The sequence below is a fragment of the Stenotrophomonas sp. yr243 genome, from assembly GCF_900184195.1.
Lineage (GTDB): Bacteria > Pseudomonadota > Gammaproteobacteria > Xanthomonadales > Xanthomonadaceae > Stenotrophomonas > Stenotrophomonas lactitubi.
On record NZ_FXWT01000004.1, the window covers coordinates 223,092 to 236,132 of the forward strand.

At 66.1% G+C, this 13,041-nt stretch carries 7 protein-coding genes; 4 read left to right on the forward strand and 3 right to left on the reverse strand.

From position 1 onward, the window contains the following. Positions 1 to 160: 160 nt before the first annotated feature. Complete coding sequence (locus tag QOL57_RS18055; protein ID WP_089238570.1) at positions 161 to 2,800, forward strand: TonB-dependent receptor; 2,640 nt, start codon at positions 161 to 163, stop codon at positions 2,798 to 2,800. Between the two features lie 64 nt (positions 2,801 to 2,864). After that, complete coding sequence (locus QOL57_RS18060; RefSeq protein ID WP_089238571.1) at positions 2,865 to 5,459, forward strand: M14 family zinc carboxypeptidase; 2,595 nt, start codon at positions 2,865 to 2,867, stop codon at positions 5,457 to 5,459. Positions 5,460 to 6,128: 669 nt separating this feature from the next. Here QOL57_RS18060 and QOL57_RS18065 read toward each other — a convergent pair. Further along, positions 6,129 to 7,550 carry a DEAD/DEAH box helicase gene (locus tag QOL57_RS18065; RefSeq protein ID WP_089238573.1) on the reverse strand — a complete coding sequence of 474 codons (1,422 nt, stop codon included), beginning with the start codon at positions 7,548 to 7,550 and terminating at the stop codon, positions 6,129 to 6,131. Between the two features lie 947 nt (positions 7,551 to 8,497). Here QOL57_RS18065 and QOL57_RS18070 point away from each other — a divergent pair. Together QOL57_RS18070 and maiA are read left to right on the forward strand one after the other, a co-directional pair. Continuing rightward, positions 8,498 to 9,487, forward strand: a complete 990-nt coding sequence (locus QOL57_RS18070; protein ID WP_089238575.1) for a fumarylacetoacetate hydrolase family protein — start codon at positions 8,498 to 8,500, stop codon at positions 9,485 to 9,487. Between the two features lie 14 nt (positions 9,488 to 9,501). Continuing rightward, the gene (gene maiA / locus QOL57_RS18075; protein ID WP_089238577.1) at positions 9,502 to 10,170 is read left to right on the forward strand and encodes a maleylacetoacetate isomerase; all 669 of its coding nucleotides are present in this window, start codon (positions 9,502 to 9,504) and stop codon (positions 10,168 to 10,170) included. 33 nt (positions 10,171 to 10,203) lie between these two features. On the opposite strand, the gene QOL57_RS18080 is transcribed toward maiA, so the two are convergent. Both QOL57_RS18080 and QOL57_RS18085 read right to left on the reverse strand, forming a co-directional pair. After that, positions 10,204 to 11,703 carry a UdgX family uracil-DNA binding protein gene (locus tag QOL57_RS18080; RefSeq protein WP_089238578.1) on the reverse strand — a complete coding sequence of 500 codons (1,500 nt, stop codon included), beginning with the start codon at positions 11,701 to 11,703 and terminating at the stop codon, positions 10,204 to 10,206. Next, complete coding sequence (locus QOL57_RS18085; RefSeq protein ID WP_089238580.1) at positions 11,684 to 12,967, reverse strand: putative DNA modification/repair radical SAM protein; 1,284 nt, start codon at positions 12,965 to 12,967, stop codon at positions 11,684 to 11,686. The genes QOL57_RS18080 and QOL57_RS18085 overlap by 20 nt, the downstream gene beginning before the upstream one ends. Between the last annotated feature and the right edge of the window lie 74 nt (positions 12,968 to 13,041).

The window sequence follows — 13,041 nt, forward strand, 5'->3', positions numbered from 1 at the left end:
GGTCTCGCGTTGCCTTCCTGTGAAGAAATTCTTTCCATCCGGATGAAGAGATGATAGTTTCTCTTATATCCGTATGAAGAGATGTTATTGGCCGCAGCCCGGCCAGGCATGGATTACTGCGGAACTTACCTCGTCCTTCCACTACCTCCCCCACATCGTCATGCCCCAGCACACCCTGCTCGTGGCGGCCCTGGCCGTCGCTCTGGCCGCGCCTTTGTCTGCCGCCGCCGAAACCACCGCCGACGCCAGCGGCGAAGCCAGTACCCTGGCTGCCGTGCGCGTCACCGGTTCCAACATCAAACGCGCCGATACCGAAGCCTCCAACCCCGTGCAGGTGATCGGCCGCCAGCAGCTGGAACAGACCGGCAAGGCCACCGTGGCCGATGTGCTGCGCTCGATCTCCGCCAACACCGGCAACGCCAGCAACGAAACCACCAACAACGGTTGGGCGTCGGGCTCGGCCGGCATCGGTCTGCGCGGCCTCTCGCAGAAGAACACGCTGGTGCTGCTCAACGGCCGGCGCCTGGCCAACTACGGCTTCCCGGCCGGCGGCCTGTCGGACACCTTCGTCGATCTCAACGCGCTGCCGCTGGTGGCCGTCGAACGCATCGAAGTGCTCAAGGACGGTGCATCCGCGGTGTACGGCAGCGATGCAGTGGCCGGCGTGGTCAACATCATCACCCGGCAGAACTTCGAAGGCGCCGAGATCGGCGGCAGCTTCGGTGGCGCCGACCAGGGCGGCCTGCACGAGCAGAACCTGAAGTTCGTCGGCGGTCTGGGCGACATCGACAAGGACGGCTACAACATCCTCTTCAGCCTGCAGGCCTACAACCGCGAGCGACTGGACCAGGACGAGCGTAACCTGACCAAGAGCGGCATCTACAGCGACCAGCCCGGCGGCCGCTGGAACGGCTGGTCGGCCAAGGGCGCACGCTATCTGGTCAATGGCACCTCCGTGCCGATGCTCGACGCCAACGGCAACTGCCCCACCGGCACCACCCGCGTGGCCAGTGCACCGATCGACGGTCTGGCCGGTGATACCTGCGGCTTCAACCAGGCCCCGTACACCACCCTGATTCCCTCGACCAAGCGCTACCAGGCCTACGCCAACGGCACCTTCCGCCTTGGCGACAACGTCGAAGCGTTCGGCGAAGTGCTGTACAGCCAGATCAAGAGCGCTGCCTGGTTCGGCAGCAGCCCGTTCTTCACCCTGGAAAGCGGTCGCTTCGCACTGAACGCGCAGACCGGCCTTGCCGAGCCGGTGTCGTCCAACCTGCCGGCCAGCAATCCGTACAACCCGTACGGCCGCGCGATTCCGATCGAGTACACCTTTTTCGACCTCGGCGGCACCATCAAGACCAACCGGTCCACTGCCTATCGCGGTGTGTTCGGGCTGCGTGGCAACACCGAGAAGTGGGACTGGGAAGTGGCCGCATTCGGCGCGCGCAGCAGCGAGCGCGAAACCGTCTCCGGCGGCTTCGCCAACCGCTGGGCGCTGGCCAATGCGCTGGCGACCGGCAGCTACAACCTGCTGAACCCGGCGGCCACGCCGCAATCGGTACGCGATTCGATCAACATCGCCACCCTGCGTCCGGCCGAGTCGGTGCTGCAGGGCATCGACGCGAAGATCTCCGGCAGCCTCGGCCACACCTGGGCCGGTGACATCGGTTTCGCCGCCGGTGCCGAATGGCGCCGCGAGAAGCTTGATTCGAACAACCCGTGGCAGATCGACGCCGGCCTGCAGGTGCGCCCGGCGATTGCCGAGGTGCACGGCGAGCGCAAGGTCAGCGCCGCCTATGCCGAGGTCAACGTGCCGCTGGCATCGACCCTGGAGCTGTCCGCCGCCGCCCGCGCCGATCATTACGATGATTTCGGCGACGCGTTCTCGCCCAAGCTCGGCCTGCGCTGGCAGCCGCTGGATTTCCTGCTGGTGCGTGCGTCCGCGTCGAAGGGCTTCCGTGCGCCGTCGCTGTCGGAGAACTCCAACAGCACCAGCATCGCCTATGGCAGCGTGGTCGACCCGCGTGATCCGGACGTGCCGGGCTCGCGGCAGAACCCGACCTTCTTCACCGTCGGCAACAACGACCTGAAGCCGGAGCGTACCAAGAGCGTGAACTTCGGCGTGGTGCTGTCGCCGTGGGCGAACACCAACCTGAGCATCGACTACTACCGCATCCAGCTGGACAACCTGGTCGGTACCAACAACACCCAGACCCTGGTCAACGACAACGTCGCCGGTGCCGTGCAGCGCGATGAGCGTGGCAAGCTGCAGGCGGTCTACAACCGCTACCAGAACCTGAGCGAGCTGAAGACTTCGGGCATCGACATCGAACTGCGCCAGCGCATCCCGACCACCGCCTTCGGCGATTTCACCGTGACCTCGGCCTACACCCACGTGCGCGACTACCGGCGCCCGACCGTGGTCGGTGGCCCGTTGGTGGACTATGCGGGCAGCAACCTCGGCGCCACCCTGCCGAAGAACAAGGCCACCACCACCCTGGACTGGAAGTACAGCGACTACACCGCTGCGGTGACCTGGTACTACACCAGTGGCTACGACCAGAAAGCGAGCACCGCCGCTGCCGCGGTGCAGAGCCGCGTCGATGCCTACAACCAGTTCGATCTGTACCTGGGCTACACCGGCATCGAGAACCTGACCGTGTATGCCAAGGTGCAGAACCTGGGTGACAAGACGCCGCCGTACGACGCTTCGTTCCCGGGCATCCGTGCGCCGTACGACTTCAGCCAGTACGACCTGCGTGGCCGCTACTTCACGCTGGGCTTCGATTACCGCTTCTGATCCACCCGCCGCGGCCGGCCACCCTGTGTGGCCGGCCGTGTTGCCATGTTCCAGGGGAGTCACCGTGTCCTTCCACCGCCGTGCTGTTTTCCCGCTGTTGCTTGCCGTCGCCACCGCCGTATCGCTGCCGCCTGCGGTGCATGCGCAGAGCGCCTATTTCTTCCCGAAGACCACCGATGCGGCGGCATTCGATACCGCCATTCCCACGCCGGAGCAGTTCCTCGGTTATCCGATCGGCAGCCGTTACACCCGCCACGACCAGCTGGTGGCTTACTTCCAGGAGCTGGCCAAGCACTCGGACAAGATCAGCGTGCGCGAGATCGGCCGCAGCTATGAGGGCCGCCCGCTGCTGATTGCCACGGTCACCGCTGCCGGCAACCACGCGCGGCTGGAACAGATCCGCCAGCAGCACGCGACCCTGGTCGATCCGGCACAGCCGCGCAGCGCTGCCGGTGACAGTCCGGTGGTGGTGTGGCTGGGCTACAGCGTGCACGGCAACGAGACCTCCAGCGGCGAAGCAGCAATGCTGACCGCTTACTACCTGGTGGCCAACCGCAGCGCGGAAACGCAGCAGTGGCTGCAGCAGGCGGTGGTGTTGTTCGATCCGGCGCAGAATCCCGATGGCCGCGACCGCGCCGCCAACTGGCACAACGCCTGGGCGTCAGATCCGGCCTCGGCCGATCCGGCCGACAAGGAGCACGTCGAACCGTTCCCGCAGGGCCGCACCAACCACTACTTCACCGATCTCAACCGCGATTGGCTGGCGCTGACCCAGCAGGATTCGCGACCGAAGGTGGCGCAGTTCCACCAGTGGTACCCGAACGTGCAGATCGACTTCCACGAGATGGGCAAGGACAGCACGTACTACTTCGAGCCATCGCCGAAGAGCATGCATAGTCCGTTGATCCCGGCAGCGTCGTACGAGTTCAACAAGACCCTGGCCAAGTACCACGCCCAGGCGCTCGATGCGCTGGGTTCGCTGTACTACACCGGTGAGAACTTCGACAATTTCTCGCCCGTGTACGGCTCGACCTATCCGGATTTCCACGGCGCGGTTGGTGTCACCGTCGAACAGGCCAGTTCGCGTGGTCGCGTGCAGGAATCGGTGAATGGCCTGCTGACGTTCCCGTTCACCATCCGCAACCAGGTTGCCACCGGCTTGGGCACGGTGCGCGGCGCGGTGACCGAACGCAACGCCCTGTTCGATCTGCAGAAGCAGTTCTTCCAGAGCGCGCTGAAGCAGGCCGCGCAGCAGCCGGTGAAGAGCTTCGTGTTCGGCGACGCGCATGATCCGGCATTGACCCGACGCCTGCTGGAACTGCTGTTGCTGCACAGGATTGAAGTGCATGCGCTGGATCGCGCCGTCACCGTGGATGGACAGCGTTTCGAAGCAGGCAGCGCCTACGTGGTGCCGGTGCAGCAGGCGCAGTTCCGCCTGGTCCATTCGATCTTCGCCGAGACCCCGCCGATCAAGGGCGACGTGTTCTACGGCAGTACCAGCTATGCGATCGCTCCGGCCTACGGCGTGGCCGCTGCCGGCAGCCGCAGCCGCATCGACGGCGGCGCCCGCGTGCTCGAGGTTCCCGCGGTACAGGGCGGAGTGATCGGTGGTGAAGCGGGCTTCGCCTACGTGATCGACTGGCGCGACTACAACGCGGGCCGCGCACTGGCCGGCCTGCAGGCCAAGGGCTTGTCCACGCGTGCCACCTTCCAGCCCTTCACCGCCAGCACCGCACAGGGTGACGTGGCCTTTGCCGGTGGCAGCATCGTGGTACCGGTGGCCGGGCAGCCACTGCAGGGCACGGCGCTGCAGGAAGCGGTCGCCGCCGCAGCGCGGGCGGCCGGCGTGCAGGTGCATGCGCTGTCCAGTGGCCGCAGCCGCGATGGCATCGACCTTGGCAGTGATGGCGTCAAGGCACTACGCAAGCCAGCCGTCGCGCTGGTGATGGGCGAGGGCGTGGCCGCCACCGAAATCGGTTCGGCCTGGTTCCTGCTCGACCAGCAGCTGCGCTTGCCGGCCAGCAAGCTGGACCCCCAGCAGCTGGGCAAGGTATCGCTGGACCGCTACAACACGATCGTGCTCTCCGGCGGCACCTACACGGGCATCGACGCGACCGCGGTGTCGGCATTGAAGCGCTGGATCCAGGCCGGTGGGTCACTGGTGACCTATGGCAGCGCTTCAAAGTGGGCGATCGAACAGAAGCTTGCCGATGGCGAGAAGCTGGGCAAGGACGAGGAAGCCGCAGACACCGCACGCCGCGCCTTCGGCGACCAGCGCGACATCGCCGCGATCGAGCGCGTCAGCGGCAACATCCTCAGCGCCGACGTCGACCCCAGCCATCCTTTGGCATTCGGCGTGCCGCGCCGGCAACTGGCGATCAACAAGGAGAACACGGTCATCCTGCAGCCGAGCGCGAACGGGTTTTCCACGGTGGTGCGCATCGACGACACGCCACGGGTGAACGGGTATCTGTCCGAACGCAACCGCAGTCGCGTGGCTGGCAGCGCGTGGCTGCTGGTGTCGGCGCAGGGGCAGGGCAACGTGATCCTGTTTGCGGATGATCCGGCGCATCGCAAGTACTGGCATGGCACTGATCGGATGCTGATCAACGCGATCTTCTTCGGGAATCTGGTGAACCCGGCGAAAGCGCGGGGTTGAGGCGTTTGGCGCCTTGATTGATCGTGTGTGGGGAGGCCGGGCGGGCTGCGCAGGACACGCCGTAAACCCGTCCTTGGGGGCTCGATGGCGCCTTGCTCGTGTGCGCTGTCCTGCGCACACGGCAAGACCGGGGTTGGGCGTCCTGCCCAACCCGCCCGAGGCATGCCTCGGGCCCATGGCGCCAACGGTCCTGCCTGAGGCCCCCTGCCTCCCATGACAGTTTCCTGCGGGCGCGGACGCATCAAACCCAGAGCGGGAGCAAGGGCAAAAGCAAAAAGCAAAAAGCAAAAAGCAAAAAGCAAAAAGCAAAAGCTGGAATTCCGGCTTTTGCTTTTGTCTTTGTCTTTGAATTTGAATTTGAATTTGAATTTGAATTTGATCCTTCTTCTCCCGGCTACCCGGCGGGACAAGTAGGCGCTGGAAATGTCTGAAGCGGATGGGCGTAGGGGCCGTGCAAAACCGTGAGGCGCATGGATGCGCCGATCGAGCCCCCATGGATGGGTTCACGGCGTGTTTTGCACGGCCCCTACGCCCATCCGCCCTCGACGCAGCCCACCGCCAGCTCTCAAACCACCCGGCAGCCAGCAACAAAAAAGGGACGACGCGTCAGCGTCGTCCCCCGATAAGCAGCCCCCGCGCAGCGGGAGACGCCATCCCTGTCAGCTGGGATCAGCTGGCGCGACCGCCGCCGCCACCCTGGCCGCGGCCACGACCGCCACCCGTATTGGCACCGCCACCGCGACGCTGGCCCTGACCGGCACCTGCGCCCGCGCGCTGCTGGCCGTTGCCAGCGCCCTCGCGGCGGCCACCGCCGGCCTTCTTCGGGCCTGCATGTGCATGACGCGGCGCATCGCCGTGCGGACGGCGGGCGTGGGTCTTGCGCGGCACGCGCTCGCCGGTATCGGCCTCGGCCTTGCCCGGTGCACTGTTGCCCCAGCGGATCGGCGTCTGCAGCTCGAAGCCCGGCACATCGCGGATGTCCATGTCGCGGCCCAGCAGGCGCACGATCGCGCGCAGCAGCTTCACTTCATCCTGCGCCACCAGCGAAATCGCTTCACCGGTAGCACCGTTGCGGCCGGTACGGCCAATGCGGTGCACGTAGTCTTCGGCCACCATCGGCAGATCGAAGTTGATCACCTTCGGCAACTCGTTGATGTCGATACCGCGCGCGGCGATGTCGGTGGCCACCAGCACGGTGACGCGGCCGGCCTTGAAGTCACCCAGCGCACGCAGGCGCTGGCCCTGGCTCTTGTTGCCGTGGATCGCCGCGGTCTTGATGCCGGACTTTTCCAGGAACGCGGCCAGCTTGTCGCTGCCGTGCTTGGTGCGGGCAAAGACCAAGGTCTGCTCGCGGCTGTCCTGCGCCAACAGGTGCAGCAGCAGGTCGCGCTTGCGGCTGGCATCGACCGGATGCACCTTGTGGGTGATGGTCTCGGCCACGGTGTTCTTCGGCGTCACCTGGATCTGTTCCGGGTTGCGCATGAACTCCAGCGCCAACTGGCGGATGTTGTCCTCGAAAGTGGCCGAGAACAGCAGGGTCTGGCGGTTCTGCTTGGGCAGCTTGGCCAGGATGCGCTTGATCGAGGGCAGGAAGCCCATGTCCAGCATGCGGTCGGCTTCGTCCAGCACCAGCAGTTCAATGCCGGACAGGTCGATGCTGCGACGCTCCAGGTGGTCGATCAGGCGGCCCGGGCAGGCCACCAGCAGGTCCACGCCGCGACGCAGGATGTCCAGCTGGTTGCCCATGCCGACGCCGCCGTAGATGCAGGCGCTGGGGATGCGCAGGTACTTGCTGTAACCGCGCAGGCTGTCATGCACCTGGGTGGCCAGTTCGCGGGTCGGTGCAAGGATCAGCGCGCGCGGCTTGCGCGGGCCGGTACGCACTTCCTGCGAAGCGGTGCCCAGGTGCTGCAGCAGCGGCAGGCCGAACGCGGCGGTCTTGCCGGTGCCGGTCTGTGCGCCGGCCAGCAGGTCGCGACCGGCCAGCACCAGCGGGATCGCCTGCTGCTGGATCGGGGTCGGGGTTTCGTAGCCCTGCTCGGCGAGCGCACGCAGCAGGAAGGGCGCAAGGCCCAGGGATTCAAAAGACATCGAGATTGCTCCAAGTACAGTTAACGCCTGTCCGAACGGACAGACGGGGGCAGATCAAACTGATCGGCTGACTCGGAGCGTTCCCGTGAACCGCGCTGCGAGAATTGGGTGCAGCCAACGCGAAGCGCAGGCTGGAATGCGTGACGAACGGCGTCGGAGTGGGGGCGGGCGATGGGGCGGACCCCTGTCGCCGGCGATCCCGGAGGGAAACGGACGGCCGCTGCAGACCCGCATAGTCTAGCGGAAGGATGAGACCTGACGCAAAACAGGCTGTTCAGGTTGGGTTTTCCGGCAGGGCTGCGCCCTGCACCCGCCGAGGCCAGGGCAACGGCAACGGCAAAAGCCGGGTTCCTGTGGGATGGCGGGGTGGGTCCAGTTGCGGGGGACGCCGCAAGTACGTCCCTGTAGGCTTGGCCGCGGCATCCATGCCGCGGACACCCCCGCAACCGGACCCACCCCGCCTTCGACAGATCTCCGCAAACTGTCGGGAAGGCATGGCCTGCTCTGGGCGGGTGTCGACCTTGGTCGACACGGTAGATCCACGCCATGCGTGGATGTTCTTCGATGAATTGTCGGAATATTCGATTTCGATGGAGATTCATCCACGCATGGCGTGGATCTACCAACCGTCGTCGGGAAACTGTCGAGGGTGGGGCGGTGTGGGCCTGCAGGACCGTTGGCGCCATGGATGGCGCCATCGAGCCCCCATGGATGGGTTCACGGCGTGTCCTGCAGGCCCACACCGCCCCGCCCAACCCACAGAAGACCCAGAGCCGGCTGTGGCCGTTGCTCCGGCTGTGGCTTGAAAGCTTCTGCAGGTGCAGGGCGCAGCCCTGCCTGACACCCCCCCACTACGGTAGGGTGAGGCGATGCCGCGCTGCAGCTTGGCTGCACCGGATATTTGATTACACTTGAAACTTGTTTGCCCACGACTCCGGACACCCACCATGAAGCTTGGTTCCTTGAAGGAAGGCGGCCGCGACGGCACCCTGATCGTCGTTTCGCGTGACCTGCGCCACGGCGTGCGCGCCACCGGCATCGCCGCCACCCTGCAGTTGGCTCTGGAGGACTGGAGCCATCTGGCCCCGCGTCTGAATGCGCTGTATGAGTCGCTCAATGCCGGTGACGCCGATGGCGTGTTCGACCTGGACCCGCAGGCCCTGGCCGCGCCGATGCCGCGCGCCTATGAATTTGTCGATGGCAGCGCCTACCTGCCGCACGTCGAGCGCGTCCGTCGCGCCCGCGGCGCCGAGGTGCCGGAGAGCTTCTACAGCGATCCGTTGATGTACCAGGCCACCAGCGCCGGTTTCCATGGCCCGCGCGATGCGGTCAAGGTGGTCAGCGAGGACTATGGCATCGACCTGGAAGCGGAAATCGTGGTCATCACCGACGACGTGCCGATGGCGGCCACGCCGGAGCAGGCCGCCGGCCACATCCAACTGGTCGGTCTGGTCAACGACGTCTCGCTGCGCAACCTGATCCCGGGCGAGCTGGCCAAGGGCTTCGGTTTCCTGCAGTCCAAGCCGCGCTCGGCGTTGTCGCCGGTGTTCGTCACCCCCGATGAGCTGGGCGCTGCCTGGCAGGACAGCAAGGTGCACCTGCCGCTGCTGACCCACATCAACGATAAGTGGTTCGGCGCGCCGGAAGCCGGTGTCGACATGCAGTTCAACTTCGCCCAGCTGGTCGCGCACGCGGCGAAGACGCGTCCGCTCAGTGCCGGCACCATCGTCGGCTCGGGCACCATCGCCAACGAAGACACCAGCAAGGGCGCTTCCTGCTTCGCCGAGCAGCGCGTGGTGGAGACCCTGCGCGACGGCAAGCCGAGCACGCCGTTCATGTCCTTCGGCGACGTGGTCCGCATCGAAATGCTCGATGCCGCCGGCAACAGCATCTTCGGTGCGATCGAGCAGCGCATCGAACAGGCGGCCAAGCCCTGAGCATGGAGGCGGCGATGGAGATTCCGGTCGACGACGGCATCGTGCTGTACACCTACTGGCGATCCAGCGCCGCCTACCGCGTGCGCATCGGCCTGGCATTGAAAGGCCTGGCCTTCGAAGCAAGACCAGTGCATCTGGTGCGCGAGGGCGGTGAGCAGCACCATGACGCCTACCGCGGGCTCAACCCGCAGCAGCTGGTGCCTACGCTGCTGCATGACGGTCACGTGCTGACCCAGTCGCTGGCGATCCTGGAGTATCTGGAAGAGCGCTTTCCGCAGGTGCCGCTGCTGCCGGCCGATGCCGCTGGCCGTGCACGGGTGCGGGCGCTGGCGCAACTGGTGGCCTGCGACATCCACCCGATCAACAACCTGCGGGTGATGCAGTACCTGGAGCGCGACCTGCAGTTGCCCGCTGATGCGCGCACGCAATGGACGCTGCACTGGATGGCCGAGGGCTTCGCCGCGATGGAAACGATGCTGGCCGCAAGCGCGGACACCGGCACGTTCTGCCACGGTGACCGCCCGGGTCTGGCCGATATCTGCCTGTTGCCGCAGTTGTACAACGCGCATCGGTTTGGTCTGGATCTGGCGCCGTACCCGATCCTCCGCCGGATCGAGACCGCCTGCCAGCAGCTGGATGCATTCACCGGAGCACGCCCGGAAAACCAGATCGACGCTGCCTGACGTGCCGCTTTGCTCGCCGGGCATGGCCCGGCGCTACCGGTCTTCGTCGCGCGGTAGCGCCGGGCCATGCCCGGCGGGCGCGGAATTGGCCACCTGCAGCTGCCGCAGGTCGTCGCGGAACAGACGGTAGGCGTCCTCGCGCCGCGCTTCATCCTTCTGCCGCAGCACCCAGGCCGGATGCACCGTGGCGTAAGCACGGGTGCCATCCTCCAGCGTGAGCCAGCGGCCACGGTCGCGCATGAGGTTGAAGCCGCTGCCGAACAACGCGGTCGCTGCCGTGGCACCCAGGCAGACGATCACCTTCGGTTTCACCCGTGCGATCTCGCCCTGCAGCCACGGCCGGCAGGCGTGTACATGATGGCTCTCCGGGCGCTTGTGCAGGCGCACCTTGCCGCGCCGCTCGTGGTGGAAATGCTTCACCGCGTTGGTCAGGTACAGCGTGCTGCGTTCGATGCCCAGTTCCTGCAGCGTGCGGTCCAGCAGCTTTCCGGCCGGGCCCGCGAAGGGGCGGCCACTCAGGTCCTCGACATCGCCGGGCTGTTCGCCCACTAGCATGATGCGTGCGTCGGCACGACCTTCGCCGAACACGGTCTGGGTGGACGCCTCCCACAACGGGCACTGCCGGCAGACGGCCGCCTGCTGCCGCAGTGCCTGCAGGCTGCCATCGTCCGCAGCGGCATCGGCGGCATCGTTCTGCCGCGCTGGAATACGTCGTTGTGGTGCCTGCGCCGGCCGATCGTGCATCTCCTGCACACGGTTGGCCGCATCGCGCACAAGGCCAGGCAACAGCTGTGCTTCGGGAAGGTGCTTCCAGTAGCGGGTGGGCATTTCCTGCTGCATCATCCGCGTGTTGAGCCGCGCAGGATTGAAGATGCTGGCGTAATAGGTCTGCCACAGCGTTTCGCGTGCGTCTTCGGCGGGGGCATCCTGGCGGGTGCCGCCATCGCCGAACCATAGAGCGCTGCCATCCCACTGCACGCTGCGCGTGGGCGTCAGGATCGCCCAGCGCATGCCGGCGAAACGGCGGGCGAAGAAGGGTGCAACGCGGTCGACGATGTTGTGATCGGGCTCGAACCAGGCGATGAACGCGTCCGTCTCGCCGGGCACCTCGCGGAAGCGCACGAAGGCCTTCATCTTGTGCGTATCGCGGCGCACCGCCTGCGCCAGCGCCATCAAACGCAGCACATCGGCATCGGCAGGATTGGACAGCACCGTGCGTTCGCCGTGGGTGATGCGCCACAGCAGGCGGTACAGCAACGGCAGGCGCTGCGGATCGCGATGGCACAGGCAGGTCGCGGCCAGTTCCACGAAGTCGCGCGGCACGTTCGGTGCGGTGGCGTCGTCGGGCAACGGCGCCTGCTGCACCGCTGGCGCATCCAGCAATGACGGCTCGGAATCCACCAGCCAGTCCAGCTGCTCAGGGCGCACGCCGCGCAGCAACGCCTCCCGCGCCGCGTTGCGCCAAGCGTCCAGTGACCACGGCGGGTCCACCCGCAAAGACCAGCGTTGCGTTTCAGGCAGCGGGCGCGGCATCGAACAGCGAGCCCTGGCGGGGTGGTGGGGCCAGCTTCGCGCGCAGCGCCGCCGGATCATCCAGCGCGTTGCGGGGATGGTGGTCGGCCAGCTGTACGAACGGCAGCAGCTTGCTCATCGGTGCCTTCAGCCGGGCCAGGTCGGCCACCCGCAGGCGACCGTGGCGGCGTGCCATCAGCACGCGCTTGACGTTGCGCACGCCCAGCCCGGGCACCCGCAGCAGCAGTTCCTTCGGTGCAAGGTTCAGGTCCACCGGGAAGCGCTCCGGATGCCGTATCGCCCAGGCCATCTTCGGATCGATGTCCAGGTCCAGCATGCCGCCCTGGGTGGTGTCGGTGATCTCCTCCACGCCATAGCCGTAGAAGCGCAGCAGCCAATCGGCCTGGTACAGCCGGTGCTCGCGCTGCAGCGGCGGCGGTTGCAGCGGTAGCTGGCGGCTCGCATCGGGAATCGGACTGAAGGCGGAGTAGTACACCCGGCGCATGCGGTAGTTGCCGTAGAGGCTGTCGGCGCTGGTCAGGATCTGCTGGTCACTGGCACCGTCGGCGCCGACGATCATCTGCGTGCTCTGCCCGGCGGGTGCGAAGCGGGGAAGGCGAGGACGTGCGCTGCGGTTGGATACCGGGGCGATCACCGCCGGCGCCTTGCGGGCCTCCTTGGCTTCTTCAATGCGCCAGCGCAGCTCACCCATCGCGCCGCGGATCGATGTGCTGGTCTTTTCCGGGGCGAGGGTCGCCAAGCCCGCCTCGGTGGGCAGCTCAACGTTGATCGACAGGCGATCGGCGTAACGCCCCGCAGCGGCCAGAAGCTCCGGCGATGCCTCGGGGATGGTCTTCAGATGGATGTAGCCGGCGTACCGATGCTCTTCGCGCAGCCGTCGTGCCACCTCCACCATGCGTTCCATCGTGTAGTCCGCATTGCGGATGATGCCGCTGGAAAGAAACAGACCTTCGATGTAATTGCGCTTGTAGAAGTCCAGGGTGAGCGTGACCACCTCGTCCACGCTGAAACGCGCGCGCGGCACGTTGCTGGACACCCGGTTCACGCAATAGGCGCAGTCGTACACGCAGAAGTTGGTCAGCAGGATCTTCAGCAACGACACGCAGCGGCCATCGGGCGTGTAGCTGTGGCAGATACCCATGCCTTCGGTACTGCCGATGCCGCCGGAGGCGCGCGAATCGCGCTTGCCCGCGCCGCTGGAGGCGCAGGAGGCGTCGTATTTTGCGGCGTCGGCAAGGATGGCCAGCTTGCGTATGGTTTCCATTGAAGGAACCTACGGACAAGAGGTCTCATTGGATGAGACCGCCCCTTAACCCTTCAGGATTTCGCCGGGCATGG